At 61.5% G+C, this 18,452-nt stretch carries 16 protein-coding genes and 1 pseudogene; 12 read left to right on the top strand and 5 right to left on the bottom strand.

Annotated features, from left to right (window positions below; genetic code table 11):
• The first annotated feature begins 11 nt into the window (after positions 1–11).
• The 11 genes and pseudogenes from ACFPWW_RS15250 (at position 12) to ACFPWW_RS15200 (ending at position 9,560) form a co-directional block, all read left to right on the top strand.
• Positions 12–857: an SDR family oxidoreductase gene (locus ACFPWW_RS15250; RefSeq protein ID WP_377312379.1), complete on the top strand. Its 846-nt coding sequence runs from the start codon at positions 12–14 to the stop codon at positions 855–857.
• A 322-nt stretch (positions 858–1,179) separates the two neighbouring features.
• A pseudogene (locus tag ACFPWW_RS15245) lies at positions 1,180–1,479 on the top strand (sugar ABC transporter ATP-binding protein); the annotation flags it as partial.
• A gap of 26 nt (positions 1,480–1,505) precedes the next feature.
• On the top strand, positions 1,506–2,276 hold the full coding sequence (locus tag ACFPWW_RS15240; protein WP_112564242.1) for an SDR family NAD(P)-dependent oxidoreductase: 771 nt from the start codon (positions 1,506–1,508) through the stop codon (positions 2,274–2,276).
• 137 nt (positions 2,277–2,413) lie between these two features.
• Positions 2,414–3,571, top strand: coding sequence for an ROK family protein (locus tag ACFPWW_RS15235; protein WP_377312377.1), 1,158 nt, complete (start codon positions 2,414–2,416; stop codon positions 3,569–3,571).
• An 84-nt stretch (positions 3,572–3,655) separates the two neighbouring features.
• Positions 3,656–4,090: an RbsD/FucU family protein gene (locus tag ACFPWW_RS15230; RefSeq protein WP_377312376.1), complete on the top strand. Its 435-nt coding sequence runs from the start codon at positions 3,656–3,658 to the stop codon at positions 4,088–4,090.
• A 99-nt stretch (positions 4,091–4,189) separates the two neighbouring features.
• The gene (locus ACFPWW_RS15225) at positions 4,190–5,266 is read left to right on the top strand and encodes a Gfo/Idh/MocA family protein (protein WP_112564236.1); all 1,077 of its coding nucleotides are present in this window, start codon (positions 4,190–4,192) and stop codon (positions 5,264–5,266) included.
• Positions 5,266–6,102 carry a sugar phosphate isomerase/epimerase family protein gene (locus ACFPWW_RS15220; RefSeq protein WP_377312374.1) on the top strand — a complete coding sequence of 279 codons (837 nt, stop codon included), beginning with the start codon at positions 5,266–5,268 and terminating at the stop codon, positions 6,100–6,102. The genes ACFPWW_RS15225 and ACFPWW_RS15220 overlap by 1 nt, the downstream gene beginning before the upstream one ends.
• Positions 6,103–6,104: 2 nt before the next feature.
• The gene (locus tag ACFPWW_RS15215) at positions 6,105–6,914 is read left to right on the top strand and encodes an alpha/beta fold hydrolase (RefSeq protein ID WP_377312372.1); all 810 of its coding nucleotides are present in this window, start codon (positions 6,105–6,107) and stop codon (positions 6,912–6,914) included.
• A gap of 3 nt (positions 6,915–6,917) precedes the next feature.
• Entirely contained in the window at positions 6,918–7,619 is a 702-nt protein-coding gene (locus ACFPWW_RS15210; RefSeq protein WP_113500465.1) for a ribulose-phosphate 3-epimerase, read from the top strand.
• A gap of 14 nt (positions 7,620–7,633) precedes the next feature.
• Positions 7,634–8,617: an ROK family protein gene (locus ACFPWW_RS15205; RefSeq protein WP_377312371.1), complete on the top strand. Its 984-nt coding sequence runs from the start codon at positions 7,634–7,636 to the stop codon at positions 8,615–8,617.
• Positions 8,618–8,813: 196 nt separating this feature from the next.
• On the top strand, positions 8,814–9,560 hold the full coding sequence (locus tag ACFPWW_RS15200) for a histidine phosphatase family protein (RefSeq protein ID WP_112564226.1): 747 nt from the start codon (positions 8,814–8,816) through the stop codon (positions 9,558–9,560).
• Positions 9,561–9,620: 60 nt separating this feature from the next.
• Here the strand turns inward: ACFPWW_RS15200 and ACFPWW_RS15195 are convergent, their stop codons facing one another.
• Positions 9,621–11,345, bottom strand: coding sequence for a peptidoglycan D,D-transpeptidase FtsI family protein (locus ACFPWW_RS15195; RefSeq protein ID WP_112704085.1), 1,725 nt, complete (start codon positions 11,343–11,345; stop codon positions 9,621–9,623).
• A gap of 361 nt (positions 11,346–11,706) precedes the next feature.
• Between ACFPWW_RS15195 and ACFPWW_RS15190 the strand changes: the two genes are divergently transcribed.
• Entirely contained in the window at positions 11,707–11,880 is a 174-nt protein-coding gene (locus ACFPWW_RS15190) for a hypothetical protein (protein WP_377312368.1), read from the top strand.
• A gap of 21 nt (positions 11,881–11,901) precedes the next feature.
• On the opposite strand, the gene ACFPWW_RS15185 is transcribed toward ACFPWW_RS15190, so the two are convergent.
• The 4 genes from ACFPWW_RS15185 to ACFPWW_RS15170 form a co-directional block, all read right to left on the bottom strand.
• Positions 11,902–13,209 carry an HlyD family type I secretion periplasmic adaptor subunit gene (locus tag ACFPWW_RS15185; RefSeq protein WP_377312367.1) on the bottom strand — a complete coding sequence of 436 codons (1,308 nt, stop codon included), beginning with the start codon at positions 13,207–13,209 and terminating at the stop codon, positions 11,902–11,904.
• Positions 13,196–15,043 carry a type I secretion system permease/ATPase gene (locus tag ACFPWW_RS15180; RefSeq protein WP_377312365.1) on the bottom strand — a complete coding sequence of 616 codons (1,848 nt, stop codon included), beginning with the start codon at positions 15,041–15,043 and terminating at the stop codon, positions 13,196–13,198. The genes ACFPWW_RS15185 and ACFPWW_RS15180 overlap by 14 nt, the downstream gene beginning before the upstream one ends.
• 7 nt (positions 15,044–15,050) lie before the next feature.
• Positions 15,051–15,788, bottom strand: a complete 738-nt coding sequence (locus tag ACFPWW_RS15175; protein WP_112564220.1) for a hypothetical protein — start codon at positions 15,786–15,788, stop codon at positions 15,051–15,053.
• Between the two features lie 75 nt (positions 15,789–15,863).
• A complete protein-coding gene (locus tag ACFPWW_RS15170) occupies positions 15,864–18,389 on the bottom strand; it encodes a TonB-dependent receptor (RefSeq protein ID WP_377312364.1) in 2,526 nt (841 codons plus the stop codon).
• Positions 18,390–18,452 lie beyond the last annotated feature (63 nt).

Genomic DNA, 18,452 nt, shown 5'->3' with positions numbered 1-18,452 from the left:
TGGAGATGAAAATGACAAAGACAGTCCTGATCACGGGCACCTCGTCCGGCTACGGCAAGGCGATGGCGGAACTCTTTCTTCAACACGGATGGAATGTCGTTGCGACGATGCGCCGTCCGGATCCTTCGATATTCCCTTCTTCGTCCGAAAGGCTGAAGGTGCTGCCCCTCGATATTACGAAGCCAGAGACGATCGAAAAGGCGCTTTCCGACAGCGTGGCAATGTTCGGATCGATCGACGTATTGATCAACAATGCCGGGATCGGGATTGCCTCTGCCGTCGAGGCAACGCCGGATCCTACGATCCAGGAGGTTTTTGATACCAACACGTTCGGGGTGTTCCGCACCTGCCGCGCCATCATCCCTCAGATGCGCAATCAGGGGCACGGCACCATCATCAACGTCACTTCGAGCGTGACGATCGGCGTCATGCCGCTCGTTGCGATCTATGCGGCCAGCAAGTTCGCGGTCGAGGGCTATACGGAGTCCCTTTCCTACGAGTTGGAGCAGTTCAATATCAAGGCCCGACTGGTCGAACCGGGCTACGCTCCGACCACACGTTTCGCGGCCAATGCCGGCGAGCGCATGCAGGGCTTGATCCCTGCCGATTATGGTGCTTTCGCGCACGCCTATTTCGAGAAGATGGCGAACTACCCGACGGCATACTGCACCGAAGCGGAAGTCGCGGAAGCCGCCTATCTTGCAGCGACCGACGAAGGCACCCGTCTTCGCTATCCGGCCGGCGCCGACAGCGAGATGCTCGCCGAACTGCGCTGGTCCACTTCGGAAGACCACTATCGCGCACGCATGCACGATATGTTCGCCCCGAAACTTGGCGGGGCGGTTGGCGCAATCTAATCCGCAATCGACAGGGCGGGCGCGGGCTCACCGGCGCCCGCCCTCCCCTCGCCTCTGAATTGCTTGCATGGAAAGGCTCGGCCGCCGCCCGGAGATCAATCCGGTCAGCCGGATTGATTTCACTATGTATCCGCTTTAAACAAATACAAATAGCAAGGCGGGAGGCTTTGCCTGGGCCAGCCAAGGTTGCTGCGCGCATCAGATTTCCAAAGGGAGGAATCCATGTCCAAGTTCACGAAGCTGCTCGCCGGCGCAACCCCGACGTCGCCCAGGCGCTGATGGAGCAGGTGCTTACGGCAAACGACAATAAGGTCGATGCCGTGCTCAGGCGTTGCATTTCAACGCGCGGACACTGATCATGGACGAGCCGACCGCAGCGCTTGGACCGGAGGAGACGAAAAACGTCGGCCTTCTCGTTCGGGAGCTCAAAAAGCAGGGCCTGGGTATTTTCCTGATCAGTCATGACATGCACGATGTCTTCGCGCTGTCTGACCGGATCACCGTGATGAAGTCCGAAAGGGTTGTCGGCTCGTATCCGACACGCAACCTGACTCAGGACGATGCTCTGGAAATGATTATCCTCGGGCGCAAGCCGGCACGATTTGCCGCCGCAACAGCGTGACGCCCAAAGCGAAGTGGAGGAAACAGATGACGGTAAAAGCACCAAATTTCAGCCTTCAGGGCAAGGTCGCGCTCGTCACCGGCGCCGCCCGCGGCATCGGGCGCGCATGTGCGCTGGCCTGCGCAGCCGCAGGGGCCGACGTGATCGTCGGCGTCCGCAACGTGGAGGCGGCGGCGGATCTCATCGCCGAACTGGAGACAGCAGGCGGAAGGGTCTTTGCCGTCACCATGGATATTTCCGACAGCCGGCAGATTTCGCAGGCGGTTGCTCGCTCGATCGAAGCCTTCGGCAGGATCGATATCCTGGTCAACAATGTCGGGGTGGCGCCCGGCAATCTGGCGGAACTGGTCGAGGAAAAGGACGTCGACGAGATCCTGAACGTCAATATCAAGGGTACCTTCCTCGTCACCCAGGCGGTTGCCCGCCACATGATCGAGAAAAAGAGCGGACGCATCATCAATATCAGCTCTCAGGCCGGAACTGTGACACTGCGCGGCGAAGCGATCTATTGCATGAGCAAGGCCGCCATCAACCATTTGACGCGTTGTCTTGCTGCCGAGTGGGCGCGGTACGGCATTACCGTCAATACCGTGTCGCCGACTTTCATCTGGACGGATTCCACGCGCCCGGCACTGGCCGATCAGGATTTCTACGATCGGACCGTCGGCCATATTCCGTTGGGACGGATCGGCGATACGGACGACGTCGTCGGTGCGATCGTCTATCTTGCCTCGCCGGCAGCCGCCCTCGTCACCGGCGCCAACCTGCTCGTCGACGGAGGGTGGTCGGTCGCGTGACATCGCGCCTGATGCCAATCTTTGCTTGCCGGCAGGCATCTGCTACTTCGTCAGGGATTGTTGCCGGCGCTGATTCGAAAGGCCCGCCGGCATTCCCCAATAGCTCCTGATCGGCACACGGTGTCCTGGGAGGAATATTGACGACGAACAGTGTCTTGCGACACATGAATGCGGTGCGTTGCCTGCGCGTCCTGCGCAGGGGCACCGCACTGTCGCGTGCCGATATTGCGCGCGAACTGAATGTGACGCGGGCGACCGTCGGCAATTCCATCAAACAGCTTCTCGCCGAAAAACTCGTCATCGACCTTAACGAGAGCGCCGAGGCGAGCGGTGCCGGCCGGCCTGGCGCTCTGGTGGCGCTCAACCCGGGTGGCGCCTATTTCATCGGGCTCGACATTTCCTCGGCGGAAATCAACGCGGTCCTGATCGACTTCTCGATGCGCGTGGTCGCCAAGAGGATCGTGTCGATTGCGGACCGCCACCACGATCCCGAGAGGGTGATCGATCTGCTTGCATCCCTGCCCGGGGAACTTATCGAGATATCCAAGGTACGCGCGTCCCGCGTGCGAGGTGTTTGTATTTCCGTTCCGGGCATCGTACGCGACGGCAGGATCATCTCGGCGCCCTGGCTGGACTGGCAGGACGTGGATGTTGTTGCCGCCCTGTCAGAGGCAATGCAGCCTTCGTTGAAGGTTCACATCTGCAACGATGCCGTCGCCCTTGCCAGCGCTGTCGCTGCGGATGCCGCCGAAGGCGATCTGAGCGATGTGCTCCTGCTCCTTCTTGCGCAGGGTATCGGCAGCGCGCATCTGCGGCAGGGCCGTGTCGTCGAGGGCGCGCACGGCCTTGGCGGCGAGGTCGGTCACATGGTGATGGGCAGCCAGCCTGGAATGGCGGCAACCCATACGTTCGAAATCCTCGCAGGCTATCAGAAATTCCTGCCTTTCATCGACCAGGATATCCCCATCCCCGAAGGATTGGCGAAACTTGCAGGTCACGAAAGTTCTCCGGCGTTTGAGGAGGCACTTGCCGAATGGGCGCTTGCGCTCGCCACGGGCCTGCTCAACCTGATCCATATCCTCGACCCGAAAACGATCGTGCTCGGTGGCCCCCTCGCCGTTCTCTACCCGAAGGTCTCGGCCCGCGTCGAGCACTTGCTCGCCAGCAACCTCGTTCACGGTTTTCACGTGCCGCCGATAGCGGTCGCCCGCTTCGGCGGCGATGGCGCCGCGATCGGTGCGGCCGCGCTGCTGCGCGAGAGCCTATTCGACCTTCCCGAACTGCCCTCCGTTTAATGCGGCCCTGCATTCAAACCCATTTGACAATTAATTTGTATTTGTATAATACAAACGCAAAAGAGACGATCCATGGAGGAAACCATGTTGAAACTCATCGATCCGATCCTGTCTCCCGAATTGCTTTACGCGCTTCGCGCGATGGGTCATCGCCACGATATCGCCGTCGTCGATGCAAACTTCCCATGCGACGCCGGTGATGACCGGCTCATCCGCCTTGACGGTGTCTCGGGTCCGCGTGCGCTTGACGCCATTCTCGGCGTCTTCCCTCTGGAGGAACAGGAGCCGGAGGTGGCGTGGCGCATGATCGCGGAAAACGACCCGGCCAAAATCCTGCCCGTCTTCGAGGATTACGGCGCAAGCCTCCGCAAGAGCCAGGGCAAGCCGGTAGAACTGACAGCTGTCGCTCCTTACGACTTCAAGGATCGCGTGCGCGCCGCCCATACGGTCGTCGTCACCGGCGAACGGCGCTTCTATGGCAGCGTCATCCTGCGCAAGGGCGCCATCCCGCCGCAGTGACGCACCGCCCGGAAGGCCATGCAGCCGATCTCCAGAAAGCTGCTATCTTCGAGGCCGAACCCGCATTGCTCTCCAACTGTCGAAACGAGGAAATTGCAGATGCCAGCGAAACAGGAACGCCGCCTTCGCGTGGGTGTGCTCGGCGCGGGGCAGATCGCTCAGGCGGCACATTTTGAAAGCTGCACGAAGGCCGCCAATGCCGATCTCTACGCCATCTGCGATGTCGCCGACGACCTGCGCGAGCGTATGGCCATCATGCACGGCGCAGAGAAAACCTATGACGATTACGACAGGATGCTCGCCGATCCGGATATCGATGCGGTCATCATTGCCACGGCCGACGCCTTCCATGTGCCTGCCTCGCTGCGAGCGCTGGAAGCCGGCAAGCATGTGCTTTGCGAAAAACCCGTCGGCGTGACCGTCGAGGAATGCCTGAAGCTGAAGGCGGCCGTCGAAAAGTCCGGGAAGGTCTTCCAGGTCGGCCACATGAAACGCTTCGACGCGGGCCTGCAGGCAGCAAAATCGTTCATCCGCGACGAAATGGGCGAGGTCATTGCCCTGAAGGCCTGGTATTGCGACAACACACACCGCTATCCGATGACGGATGCCGTCCAGCCGCTTATCGTTTCCAGCGCCAAGGCGAAGAAGCCATCGGAAAACCCGAAGGCCGATCTCAGGCGCTATTACATGCTTGCGCATGGTTGCCACCTGATCGACACTGCGCGGTACCTTGCCGGCGATATCGTCTCGGTCAACGCGCGGCTTTCCGAGCGCGCCGGGATCTGGTGCTGGTTCGTCGACGTCGAATTCGCCTCGGGCACGCTCGGCCATCTCGATCTGACCGTACAGGTCCGCATGGACTGGCATGAAGGCTTCCAGATCTACGGCAAAAACGGCAGCATTCTCGGAAAGACCTATAATCCCTGGTACTACAAGACGAGCGATGTGGACATCTTCCGCGAGGCCGACGGCGCCACCCACCGCGTTCTGGGAGCGGACGGCCATTTCTATCGCCGGCAGGTCGAGGGTTTTGCGCGCACGATTCTGGACGGCGCCCCCATGGAAGGCGCAGATGTCGATGACGGTCTTGCATCAGTCCGGGCCATGGTTGCCATCGCCCGATCCGTCGAAAGCAGAAAGGCCGTGGCACTGGCTGATGCCGAAGGTGGCGTTTGATGAAGCTCGGCATCTTCGCCAAGACGTTCGAGGGAACCGATCCTGACGGGGTCCTGAAATCCGTCGCCCAAGCCGGCTTTGCCTGTGCCCAGTATAACATGGCGTGCTCGGGCCTGCCTTCCATGCCGGACGAGATCACGGCGGCCGAGGCCCGATCGGTCGCTGAAGCAGCGGAAAGGAACGGCCTTGAGATCGTCGCCGTTTCCGGCACCTACAACATGATCCATCCCGATCCCGCCACCCGCCGGGCCGGCCATCGCAGACTGGCGGTGCTGGCCGAGCGCTGCGCTGCGATGTCCACCAGGCTCATCACGCTGTGCACGGGCACGCGCGATCCCGCCGACCAGTGGAAGGCACACCCCGACAACGATTCGCCCGAGGCATGGCGCGATCTGCTGGATGCGATGGAGACGGCTGTCGAGATTGCCGACCGCTGCGATGTCGATCTCGGCATCGAGCCGGAACTTGCCAATGTCGTCAATTCAGCCGCCAAAGCCCGCCGGCTGATCGACGAGATCAGGAGCCCGCGGATCAAGATCGTCATGGATCCGGCCAACCTTTTCGAGGTCGGAACGCTCGCCGAGCAGCATATGATCGTCTCCTCGGCGATCGACCTGCTTGCCGATCGGATCGTCATGGCGCATGCCAAGGACCGCACGAGCGACGGGCGGTTTGCGACCGCCGGCAAGGGCGTACTCGATTACCGCCACTATCTGGGCAGGCTGGCGTCGATCGGCTTTGGCGGCAGCCTGATCACCCACGGGCTTGCGGCCGATGAAGTGGAAGGCGTTGCGGCCTTCCTCGCAGCCAGGCTCAAAGAAAGCGCCGGAGCTTGACGATGACCGATGTCAGGACCTTCACGACAAGGGACGGCACGAAGCTCAACATCGACACGACAGGCGACGGTTCGGCGGTTGTCTTCCAGCACGGACTATGCGGTGATTGCGGCCAGACCCGCGAAGCCTTTCCATTCGGGAGTGGCTTTCGGCGCGTCACGGTCGAGGCGCGCGGCCATGGCTCGTCGCAGGCCGGGGACCTCAGCAGGCTGTCGATCGCCACGTTCGCCGATGATATCGCTGATTTCATCGAACAAGAGTTCGGAGCCCCGGTGGTGATTGGCGGGATTTCGATGGGCGCGGCGATTTCGCTGCGTCTTGCCGTCAAACGTGCGGATCTCGTCAAAGCTCTGATCATTGCCAGACCTGCCTGGATAACCGCTGGTGCGCCGGAGAACATGGGGCCGAACGCGGAAGTCGGGCGCCTGCTGAACCGGCTCGATCCGGAAGCGGCGAAGGCCGCCTTCGCCGCCGGCGAGACCGGGCAACGTCTCGCCGGCGAGGCTCCGGACAATCTGGCCTCCCTTATGGGCTTCTTCGCGCGCCGACCGATCGATGTCACCGCGGCACTCCTGACGGCCATATCGAACGACGGGCCTGGAGTAACGGAAAGACAGGTTCGCGCCCTCCGGATACCGACACTCGTTATCGGCCATCAGAAGGATCTCATCCACCCGTTTTCGCATGCGCATGCCATTGCCGGATTGATCCCCGCCGCCCATCTCGTCGAGATTACGCCGAAGGCAGAGGATCGGGCTCGCTACGTGTCCGGCTTCCATGAGGCCATAGGCAATTTCCTGAAGGAGCTTTAGCCGATGTCTGCCGTCTCGAAGAGCTGGATCGACGATCTCCCGCGCGATCGCCTGATCGCCGAATTCTCCGTCTGGTCGGCCGACCTCGTGCGCCTTGCAGATGAGCTTGCCCGCGTCGATCCCTATGTCGATATCCTCCATATCGATGTTGCCGACGGCCATTTCGCGCCGGCAATCCTGTTCTTTCCCGATCTCGTCGCGGGGATCAGAAAGGTTTCCGCTCGGCCTATCCATGTTCATCTGATGGTCGCAGACAGTATTCTTCTTTCGCAGATCGACCAGTTTGCCGATGCCGGAGCCGACCTGATCAGCATCCATGTCGAAAACGAGAGCATCGCCCTCGAAGCGCTCGATCGTCTCGAACAGCTCGGCGTTGCGGCCGGCATGGTCATCAAAGTCGACACATTGGTCAAGGTGATAGAACCCTACCTCTCCCGCCTCAGCTTCGTCACACTGCTCGGCACGGCGATCGGGGTAAAGGGACAGGGACTGAACGAAAATGCCGGCATCCGTCTTGCCGAGGCGAAAGCGCTGATCTCCAGTGTTGGTGCGCACCGGCGCATCGTGCTTGCCGCCGATGGCGGCATCAGGGAACATACGGTTCCGTTCCTGCGTCGGTCGGGCGCGGAGACTGTCGTGCTCGGATCCCTCGCTTTCAACGCCCCGTCCCTCGAAGAGCGGATGACGTGGCTTCGTGCCCTCTAACGCATGGTTCGGAAATGCAGCAGATTGCCATTGGGATAGATTTGGGCGGGACACAGGTCAGGGCCGCGCTTGTCGACGAGAAGGGAAGCCTCATCGCACGGCGCGAAGAACTGACGGACGTCGATGGTGGCCCCGATCGTATCCTTTCGCAGATCCGGGCGCTTTCGGATGAACTTCTGGCGGCGGTGAACCCAGCCGGTGTCGCCGGCATCGGCGTTTCCGCTCCAGGCCCGATAGACACTGTTTCCGGTATCGCCACCAGCATCCCGACGCTTTCCGGTTTCGTTGATTTCCCCCTGAGAGCGGAACTGCAGCAGCGCTTCCCCTTCCCTGTCAGTCTCGAGCATGACGGTATTGCCGCAGCGATCGGCGAGTGGACCTTCGGTGCCGGCCGGGGCGTAGAAAATCTGATCTACGTGACCGTCAGCACGGGTATCGGCGGCGGCGTGATCGCCGACGGGCGCGTGTTGCGCGGGCGCAAGGGCATGGCGGCTCATATCGGTCACATGTCGGTCGTACCCGACGGTGAACTTTGCCCCTGTGGAAACAGGGGGTGCTTCGAGGCCTATGGCTCGGGCACGGCGTTCACCCGGCGCGCGCGCGCCCGCGCCGCCGAATGCAGCGAGACAACACTTGGCAGATCGGGTGACGACATTCACAGCCGTGATGTCTTCGCGGCCGCGAGAGCCGGCGACGCGCTCTCCAACGCGCTGATCGATGAGGAGGCCGAGATACTCGGGCGCGGCTTCACCAGCCTCATCCACATATTTTCACCCGACATGCTGGTGATGGGAGGCGGCCTCTCGAATGAATTCGACCGGCTCCAACCCGGCATTCAGGCCTATATCGCTCAGCGCGCGATGCCGGGCTTCAAGGATGTAAGGATCGTGCGCGCGGCTCTCGGACAGAATTCCGGCCTGATCGGAGCAGCTGCCCTTGTCTTCCTTGCCGAGAGTGTCCGTCCCGACGCCCCTTCACTTGTTGCAGGCCTCCGATAGAGCTCTCGACATGAAACGGCCGCCCCGTGATCGGCTCCGCGCAGCAGCCGGCGGACATCTGTGGCCGACCCCGCCGTTCAACGCATCGCGCGTGCCGATCGACGTCAGGCCGCGTCCCCGCTCCAACGCCTTCGGCCATTGCACACTGCTCTCGCACCCGTCATGATACGCTCATCCTCAGCATAGACGGACAGCCATGCGCATCTTTCTCGTTCGACACGGCGAATCTCTCGGCAATATCAGCGAGAGCGCCTACCGCCAGTTCGGCGACCATAATGTGCCGCTGACGGAATGGGGGTATCGGCAGGCGCTGGCAGCCGGCCACGCGATTGCATCCTACCTTGCGGCGCTGCCCGGTACCAAGCCAAAGGCGGCCATCTGGCATTCACCCTATCTGCGAACGCGCCAGACCAAGGACGCGATCATCGAGGCTTTGCCCGCAGACGCGATCGGCGACGTGCACGAGGATTACCTGCTGCGGGAACAGGATTTCGGCCTCTTTACCGATATCTACGACCGGGCAGAGCAACGGCGCAAATTTCCCGAGGAATTCGAGAAATGGGCGCGGCTGCGCAACAACAGCGGCAAATTCTATGCGCGCCCGCCGGACGGTGAGAGCCGGGCCGACGTTGCCCAGCGGGTGCGGATGTTTCTTCTGACCGTCATGCATGACATTGGCCGCGGCAACGATATCGTGATCATCGTCGGCCACGGCGTCACCAACCGTGCCTTCGAGATGAATTTCCTGCATCACAGCGTCGAATGGTTCGAGCGCTCCGACAATCCCGGCAACGCAGATGTAACGCTGATCCACGGCACGCATGCGGAAGGCTATCAGTCGACGCTTCTGCACAAGGCCAGCGACCGCGATCCATCAGCCGCGACGGAAATGCGCGGCGCCTATGGTTCGGAGCTGACGATCGCACCGAGGACCAATGTCTAGTGCGGCGATTTGAGCCTTCGATGCACGCGGTTCGGCTGCGAACAGCGCCTTCAGCCGTCCTCAATAGGAAGCCAGCAGGTTCTGCCCGAAATCCGGTTCGACGCCCAGGATCGGTGCGACGCGGCTGATGATGTCATGCACCATCGGCGCGGCCGTATTCGTCGCGAAGGTAAGCCCGTGCTGGCCGGTCAGCGGTTCATCGATGAAGGAGAGCACGACATATTTCGGTGCATCGATCGGGAAGGCCGCCAGATAGGCGTTGAAGCTCAGCGTATGTGAATAATGGCCGTTCACGACCTTGTTTGCCGTGCCCGTCTTGCCGCCGACATGAAAGCCCGGCACGTCGGCGGTGCGCCCGGAGCCCTGCTCGCCATTGAGCTTGAAAAGGTAACGGATCGTATCGCTGGTGCTCTTCTTGACGATCTGCTGTTCGGTTTTCGCGGCCTCTTCTGCCGAGCGCGGCAGGAACGTGGGCTCTATCAACTCGCCGCCATCAACCAGGGCCGCACCGGCGACGGCGGTCTGCAGCGGCGTGGTCGCCACACCATGGCCGAAGGAGATCGTGATCGAATTGATCTTCTTCCAGACTTTCGGCTGCGTCGGCGTCTTCACTTCCGGCAGCTCGGTCTGCATTTTCGTCAGCAGTCCGAAGCGGGTGAGATAGTCCTTCTGACGATCCATGCCGACCAGGTCCATCATTCTCGCCGTGCCGATATTGGAGGAGTAGCGGAAGATTTCCGGAATGGTCAGCCAGCGGCGCGGCACGTCATGGTCGTCGTGGATGGTGAAGCCGCCATAGTGCAGCGGCGCGGTGGCGTCGAAACTGTCGGAAAGCTTCACCGTGCCGGTGTCGAGCGCCAGTGCCATCGAGAAGGTCTTGAAGGTGGACCCCATTTCGAAAGTGCCGTTCGACATGCGATTCAGCCAGCCTTCGCTGCCGGTCGCCTGCGGGTCGTTCGGGTCGAAATCGGGGGCGGACGCCATGGCGAGCACCTCGCCGGTATGGACGTCGAGAATGACGGCGCCGGCGGCCTTGCCCCTGTAAGTGGTGATCGCGTCAGTGACGACGTCATGAACCACATTCTGCGCCCGAATGTCGATCGACAGCCTTACCGGCTGCAGATTTTCGCGCACCGCAAGCCCGGTTGATTCCAGGTCCGAAAGACCCTGCATGTCGAGATATTTCTCCATGCCGGCCATGCCCTTGTTGTCGATATCGACATAGCCAAGGATGTGAGCTGCCGTGCGCCCGCCGGGATAGAAGCGCTTCACCTCCGGGCGGAAGCCGATCGCGGGAAGGCCGAGGGCCAGAACCTCGCTCTGTTGCTTCGGCGTCAGCTGGCGGCGCAGCCATGTAAATTGCGAACGCTTGTCCGACAATTTTTGATAGAGCGCCTTCCGGTCGAGCTCGGGGAAGAGCTGCGTGAGCTTCTCGACCGCTTCGTCGACATCGACCATATGGCTTGGCTCGGCGAACATCGATACCGTGCGGATATCGGTCGCCAGAAGCTCGCCGTTGCGGTCGAGGATATCGGGCCGGGAGGCCATGATCGGATTGGGCGGTATGCTCGATGTCGTCGTATCCACGGCAAGGCCGTAGTAGATCAGCTTGCCGAACATTCCCGCGTAGACGATGCCGAGAACGGCTGCGAGGGTGACGATACGGCTTCTGGCCAGCCGCGCCGTTCCGGTGGTCTTGCGAGCGGCCCGCGTGAACGGGGCGGATTCGAAGGTGAGCTTCACCAATCGACCGCTTCTTACGCTGATACTGTGAATGATCGACATTGCTACACACCGAAAACAGGACGCACCAGCGCAGAGCCGCCCGTCCGCCTGACCTTCAAGCGGTAAGTGGATTTAAAGCTCCAAGCGCTGGGCCAGAGTTTTGCTGCTCCGGCAGAACGTTAACACCTGCCCTCATCTGGGACCTGCATGGTTAACAAGGTCTTATTCAGCCATGTGCATTTTGTCGCAGCTGCCTTGTGCAGTGGCGCCGAAGACCGCGGCCGGATTTAAAACGATTTTAAAATCATCGCCTCAGAAGCTAATCGATTTTAATTTTGTGGTTAAAATTTTCTTGTTGCAGCGCAAAAGAATCCGGGCCTAAATTCCTGCGAAAAGTCAATCTGCTCTCGGAGGAACGCTTATGACCGTGACGTTTCCGCTGACTGAAAAGCGCAATGTCGACGAGTTGTTGAAGCATCTGGTCCAGCACAACCTTTCCTATCCGGGAAACTGTGCGGTTTCGCTCAAGGCTCATGTCGCCCTTGTCACTTCCTCCCATACGTTCGCACTCGGCACCGCCCGGACAGCCTGGTAGCGCCGGCCAGCCGGGCTTTTCCTACTCTTCCCGAAACGCGCGGAAGATCTGGTCGGAAAGCGGCTTGACGAGATAGGAAAGCGCGGTGCGTTCACCGGTCTTGATCATCACCTCGGCCGGCATGCCGGGGACGAGCGTGAGGTTCTTCAGCTTCTCCTTTTCCGCTTGCGGAATGGCGACACGCACGAGGTAATAGGACTGGCCGGAGCGTTCGTCGGTGGTCAGATCGGCCGCAATCCGGCTGACAAAACCGTTAAGTTCGGGCGTCGTGCGAAGATTGAAGGCGGTCATGCGCAACAAGGCGGCATGTCCGATCTGGATCTGATCCACATCCTTCGGCGCGATCTGAACTTCGAGGGCAAGATCGTCCCCTTCCGGCACGATAAGCATGATCGGATCGGCAGGTGAGATTACACCGCCCAGCGTGTGGACGGCCAACTGGTGCACGATGCCGGATTGCGGTGCGACAATGTCGATGCGCTTCAGTTCATCCTCGGCCGCCACCCTGCGCTCGACATATTCCCCGATCTGCGCCTGGACTTCGCGCAGCTCGCGCCCGACTTCGGTCCTGAGATCCTGATCGATCTGCAGGATCTGCAGCCGCGTTTCCGTAATCCGGCCAGCGGACTGGGCCTGGAAGGCGATCTTCTCGCCGCGTTCCCCGCCGAAGGTCGCAGCCTGGGTCTTGAGACCGTTCAGCCGCTGGTCGGAAACGATGCCCTGTTCGCGCAGCCTGTTCAATGCGGATATTTCCGTATTGAGAACCTCTATTCCCTCGGCATAGGCAACCTCCTGCGCCTTCAGCCCCGCGATTTCATGCTCGAATTGCTCGATGCGCTGATTGAGCTGGGCTTTCTGCCCTTCTCTCGCCTCCCGCCGGGACTGGAAGAGACGAGATTCGCTATGAATGGCGGCGGCCACCTCCGCATCTCCATCGTTGGCAAGCAGCCAGTCCGGAAAAATGATCGCATCCCGGTCGTCCCGTTCGGCTTCGAGCCGGGCCAGACGCGCCGCCAGCTCGTTCAGCCGCTTCGTGACGATTGCCAGATTGGCACGGGTCTGCGTGGCATCAAGGCGCATCAGCACGTCACCGGCTCTGACCTTGTCGCCCTCGCGGACGAGGATTTCTCCGACGATCCCGCCCTTCGGGTGCTGGACCTTTTTGACGTAGGAATCGACGACGAAATGCCCCGGCGCCACGACGGCTCCGGCGAGATTCGTCACCGCAGCCCATGCGCCGGCGCCGACCATTGCGAGCGAAGCGATGACGCCCACCATCAGGTGGCGCCGGATGGAACGGCTGATTTCGAGGTCGTCAATGCCTGACATCGGCATCCTCCTGACTGTCCGCAGCGGCGTCATTTGCCGTATCGGGTGTAACCTGGGCGGCGTTTGCGATCACCCGCAGCGGTGCCGTGCTGACGCCTGTGGCTTGAAAGCCGCGGCCCGCCGGCAGGCCGGAAGCGCTCTTGAGAACATTTGAAAGAACCTCGTCGCGAGGGCCAAACGCCCTTTGCCTGCCGCCGTCGATCATCAGCACATGATCGACTATTCCGAGCGCACTGGGTCTGTGGGCAACAACGACGACGATGCCTTTGCGATCACGAACCATGGCAATCGCCCTGACGACCGCCGCTTCACCCTCGGCATCGAGATTGGCGTTGGGCTCGTCAAGGACGACCAGAAACGGATCGCGATACAGGGCACGCGCAAGGCCTATGCGCTGGCGCTGGCCCGCAGACAGCGCGGTTCCGGCTTCGCCGATCTGCGTCTCATAGCCGAGTTCGAATTTCAGAATGAGTTCGTGCGCACCGGCCGCGCGCGCCGCGGCGACGATCGCTTGCGCATCGGGCGCTTCCTCGAACCGCGATATGTTTTCGGCAATGGTGCCGTCGAACAGCTCGACGCCCTGCGGGAGATAGCCGATATGTTCGCCGAGCGCGGCGCTGTCCCACTGGTCAAGGCTTGCGCCATCGATCCTGACCTTGCCTGCCGATGGCTGCCAGGCACCGACGAGGATTCGCGACAGGGTCGACTTCCCGGATCCGGACGGACCGATCACGCCGAGCGCGCTTCCCGCGGCCAGCGAGAATCCGAGCCCTGCGAGCGTCGGCTTTCTTCCGCCCGGCGGCACAACGGTCACGGCCTCGATGCGCAGCTCACGTTCGGGGCGAGGCAGAGGCGTGACCGCGGTGGGTTCGGGAATTTTTTCAAGCAGGTCCTGAAGCCTTGCCCAGCTCTGGCGTGCCATCAGGAACGGCTTCCAGTTGCCGATTGCGAGCTCGACCGGGGCGAGCGCCCTGCCCATCATGATCGAGCTCGCGATCATGATGCCGCCCGTTGCCTGCTGCGTGATCACGAGATAGGCGCCGACGGCAAGGATTGCGGACTGCAGGATCATGCGCAGGGATTTCGACACGCTTCCCAAGCCGCCACCGATATCGCCGGCCCGGCGATTGGCGGAGAGATAGGCGGCGTTGACTTTCAGCCATCGCTTGGCAAGCCGCAGTTCCAATCCCATCGCCCGAACGACTTCGGCATTGCGACGAGTGCCTTCGAGCAGGCCGTTTCGCACCATGTTCCGGGCAATGGCTTCGCGGATCGGGGCCTGTGACAGGGCATTCGTAAGCAGGGTCAGGGAGACGAGAACGACCGCGCCGGCAAGCGCGGTGAGGCCGATCCAGACATGAAAGAGGAAACATATGCCGAGATAAAGCGGCATCCACGGAAGGTCGAAGAAGGCGGTCGGCCCGGTGCCGGACAGGAAACCGCGGACATTGTCGAGATCCCGCAGGGGCTGCAGGCCGTCACCCTGGGTTCTGCCGATCAACGGAAGGCGGATCACGGCCTCATAGACCCGGGCGCTGAGCTTTCCATCGAACCGCTCGCCAATCCGCAGCAGGACACGGCTGCGAACGATATCGAGCACAGCCTGAAAGGCGTAGAGACCGGTTGCAAGCATCGCCAGACCGATCAGCGTCGGAACGCTGCCGCTTGCCAGAACGCGGTCATAGACCTGCAGCATGAACAGGGGCGATGTCAGCGCAAGCAGGTTGACGACCCCGCTGATCAGGCCAATGGCGACGGCGTTCGCCTTCAGCGGAAGGATCGCCGCCGCAGCGAAATGCTGCGACGGCGCCCGAACCAGGAGCTGGTTCCTCATCGATCGATCACGCGGCGAAGATCAGATCGGAACTGTCGAGCGTACCGCCGCCAGCAAAGGCCACGGCGATCGTGTTGCCGGCGTAGGAAATCGTCGAGCCGGAAATACTGCCGCCGGCCGAAACGAAGTCGCTGTAGTCGTCCCAGCCAAAACCGTCGAGTACGATCAGATCGTTGCCGTCAACGAAGTCGGTGATGGTGTCGTCGCCCCATCCGCCGGCATTCAGGTCGGCGCGATAGAAGAACGTATCGAAGTCGCTTGCACCGGCACCCGTCAGCACATCGTTGCCGGCAAAGCTGTAGAGCGTCTCGCCAAGGCCGCCGCTATTGCCGGTCTGGGTCGTCCCCTGTTCGCCGAGATAGTCGTAGAGATGCGTCAGGTCGCCGGCGTTGGAGAGGTAGTAGATCGCATAGGTGAAGGCGGCCGAGGCCGTGGCATCCGACAGATCCAGCGTCAGAACTGTGTTGAGATCGTAGCCGGCGGCCGTGCTGCCGGTCAGGTGCGAGCCGAATTCCAGCGTGTCGAGCGAACCGACGAACCCTCCCGGCGGAACGTAGCTGAAATCACCGTTGAGAATGACGCCGGACTGGGTGGTTCCGGCATTGCCGGCGACCCACTGATCATAGGGCGCCGAACCCGGGCTGAACGAACCATGGCTGCGATATGAGAAGGAGTTGAGCCACGTGGTTTCGAGATAATTGACCCAATCGGGCGCACCGGCAGGGACCTGAATTCCTACACTCATTGTCTTTCTCCATTGATGGTTGCTTGTCCGTCGATCGACGAACCTCGGACCTCGGCCCTTCGGCCGGGAAATTGCTTAGAACTTGAAGTTGAGCGATGCGGTGGCCGTGCGCCCCGGCCCGGGCAGGCTGACCGTGCCGAGCGCTGGGACGTAGGCGACATCGGTGACGTTGTTGACGGCGAAGCGGAGCTTGACGGTGTCGTTGAAGGCGTAGGACCCGTATATGTCGTAGAGCGAATAGTCCTCGGTGACGTAGCTGCTCGCCAGTACGCCGATATTGGGAGATGTGCCGCCGACATGGGTGGCGCGACCGCCGATGGTCAGCTTGTCGTCGAACAGCCGCATGCCCGCATCGATGGTGAACTTGCTGCGCGGCGGTATGAAAATGATCGAGGGCTCGATCTCGTAGCTCTCGCCGTCATAGCTGTAGCTGGTGCCGAAATCCGTCTTCAGATAGGTGTAGGACAGGCCGGCATACCATTTGCCGGCGTCATAGCTCGCCTCCAGCTCGATGCCTTTCATCCGCGTCGTGCCATCGACATTGACGTAGGCGGCATAATCGCGGTCCGTTTCGGCGCGATGGACGGTTCCGAGCGCGATATAGTTTTCGATCGCGCGATAAAAACCGACGGCCTTCAGGCGCAGGCTGTCGTCGGCGGACAGGAGGCCGTCGGTCGTGACGTTGACGCCAAGCTCGAACGTGTCGCCTTCTTCGGCGACGAGATCGGGATTGGGCGCGTTCTCCACGAGGTTGACGCCGGGGTGTCCGCCCGTCAGGAAGGTTTCCATGATCGTCGGGGGGCGGAAGCTGCGCGAGTATTTGGCGAAGGGCTGCAGCCAATCGACGGGTTTGACGGCGAGCATGGCGGATGGCAGCAACGCGCCGTCCGAATTGTCGACCGGGATGAGGTTTTCGGGATAGACCGTTACGTGATCGATGGTTCCCGTCCATATCCGGCAGGTCACACCGTCCGGATAGTACAAACGGCAAGTGCGGTTGTCGATGGTCTTGACTTCCACGCCGTAGAGCGATGCGTCGCCCGACAGGTTGTAGTAGTCGTAACGCATGCCGGCCTGCGCCATCAGCCAATCGTCATGTTCGAAAGTCGCATTGGCAAAGGTGCTGTAGACGTCGCGATCGCCTGACGGGGTCATGCCGGTATAGGTGGCCGTCATATCGACGCCATTCAGGAAGTAGTCCTCGAGCGTCTCCGTCTTGCCGCGATCAAAGAAGGCCTCGACACCGTAATTCAGCGAAAGCGAGCCGGTCGCGGTTTCGAAGCGGCTGGTATTGTCGATGCTGAAGCCCAGTGTGCCGAGAGCGTAGTTGACCGGGAAACCATCGTCGTTGATGGCCGAACCGTAACGCTTCTCGCGGTTGCGCGTGTGGTTGTACCAGAGGCGGGCATTGAGATCGATAAGCTCGCTGTCGGGATCCCAATGGAGGCTGCTGGTAAGCGTATCGTTCAGGACTTCCTGTGTATCCTCGTCGAGGTCGCCGTCATTGTTGTAGGAACCCTGGCTGAAGTCGGAATCGTTGCGAAGCCAGGTCAGCGATGTGTCGATATCGTCGGCGAGTTCCGCCTCGGCCTTCAGCAGGTAAGAGTAGGAGTCCTGCCCCGTGAAGATCGCCGCGCCGTCACGTACGGAGGTGTCATAGAGCTTGATCTCGCCGTTCTTGCCGATGTCGTAGGCGCCGATCTTCTTGTGGCTGATGCCGCCGAGCACCGAGAAACTGTCCGACAGTCTCACTGCCGCCATGCTCGCGCCATCGAACTGGAACTCGTTGGTGCCGGTGGTCGCGTTCGACTCGCCACCCCATTGGCGGCCGTTCTCTATGAGGTCATCGGCCTCGATGGTGCGGAAGTTGACCGAGCCGCCAAGCGCGCCGGCCCCGCCAACGCCCGACGTACCGCTCTTTTCGACATCGATTTCGCGGATGAAGGCGGTTTCGACATAGGTGCGCTGCGTTGATCCGTGACCGTTGCGCTGAAAATTCTGTCTGGCGCCGTCGATCATGGTGACGACACGGTTCTGGTCCTGGAGGCCGCGAATATTGACCGTTATGCCGGGGTTCTGTCCCTCGGAGCGGTTGGCATAGACGCCGGCGGCCGTATCAAGCAGATCGCGCGCGTTACGGGCAGGCGAACTTTGAATAGCCTCCCTGGAGATGACGCTGACGCTTGCCGGCTCCTCATAGACCCAGTCCGGCGTGCCGCGATAGCCCGAACCGGAACTTGCGCGCCGCCCTCCTTTGATGACGATCGGGGCCAGCTGGGTAGTGCCATCGGACTGCGGGATGGCATTCACGATCTCGGCGCCGCCGATCGTCGCCGCACCCCCGTCTCCGGAGACATGTGCGGATATTCCCGTCCCCGACAGCATTCTGGCCAGCGCATCGGCGGGCGTCAGGCGGCCGATGACGGCATTGGTGTTCACTGTGCCTGTCGGCGCCGCCGTCAGCGTGACCTGCATGCCGGACTGGCGCCCGAACGAACGGATTGCACTTGCCAGGGGCTGGGACGGGATATTGAAAGCAACCGTGGCAACCTGTGCCCGCGTCTGATCGGCCGGCGCAGACTGCGCGTGAACGCCGGTCACGACCGATAGGATTGCAAAAGCCGTTGTCGCCGATAACCGTGCTCGCCGCGTATGTCCGTCGGT

The organism is Rhizobium sp. GCM10022189 (assembly GCF_042656325.1).
GTDB lineage: Bacteria > Pseudomonadota > Alphaproteobacteria > Rhizobiales > Rhizobiaceae > Rhizobium.
This window is presented reverse-complemented; position numbering and strand designations above follow the sequence as displayed.

Coding starts and splice junctions, on each gene's coding strand:
- ACFPWW_RS15250 (WP_377312379.1), top strand. CDS start 12: ATGACAAAGACAGTCCTGATCACGGGCACCTCGTCCGGCTACGGCAAG.
- ACFPWW_RS15240 (WP_112564242.1), top strand. CDS start 1,506: ATGACGGTAAAAGCACCAAATTTCAGCCTTCAGGGCAAGGTCGCGCTC.
- ACFPWW_RS15230 (WP_377312376.1), top strand. CDS start 3,656: ATGTTGAAACTCATCGATCCGATCCTGTCTCCCGAATTGCTTTACGCG.
- ACFPWW_RS15225 (WP_112564236.1), top strand. CDS start 4,190: ATGCCAGCGAAACAGGAACGCCGCCTTCGCGTGGGTGTGCTCGGCGCG.
- ACFPWW_RS15220 (WP_377312374.1), top strand. CDS start 5,266: ATGAAGCTCGGCATCTTCGCCAAGACGTTCGAGGGAACCGATCCTGAC.
- ACFPWW_RS15215 (WP_377312372.1), top strand. CDS start 6,105: ATGACCGATGTCAGGACCTTCACGACAAGGGACGGCACGAAGCTCAAC.
- ACFPWW_RS15210 (WP_113500465.1), top strand. CDS start 6,918: ATGTCTGCCGTCTCGAAGAGCTGGATCGACGATCTCCCGCGCGATCGC.
- ACFPWW_RS15205 (WP_377312371.1), top strand. CDS start 7,634: ATGCAGCAGATTGCCATTGGGATAGATTTGGGCGGGACACAGGTCAGG.
- ACFPWW_RS15200 (WP_112564226.1), top strand. CDS start 8,814: ATGCGCATCTTTCTCGTTCGACACGGCGAATCTCTCGGCAATATCAGC.
- ACFPWW_RS15195 (WP_112704085.1), bottom strand. CDS start 11,345: ATGTCGATCATTCACAGTATCAGCGTAAGAAGCGGTCGATTGGTGAAG.
- ACFPWW_RS15190 (WP_377312368.1), top strand. CDS start 11,707: ATGACCGTGACGTTTCCGCTGACTGAAAAGCGCAATGTCGACGAGTTG.
- ACFPWW_RS15185 (WP_377312367.1), bottom strand. CDS start 13,209: ATGTCAGGCATTGACGACCTCGAAATCAGCCGTTCCATCCGGCGCCAC.
- ACFPWW_RS15180 (WP_377312365.1), bottom strand. CDS start 15,043: ATGAGGAACCAGCTCCTGGTTCGGGCGCCGTCGCAGCATTTCGCTGCG.
- ACFPWW_RS15175 (WP_112564220.1), bottom strand. CDS start 15,788: ATGAGTGTAGGAATTCAGGTCCCTGCCGGTGCGCCCGATTGGGTCAAT.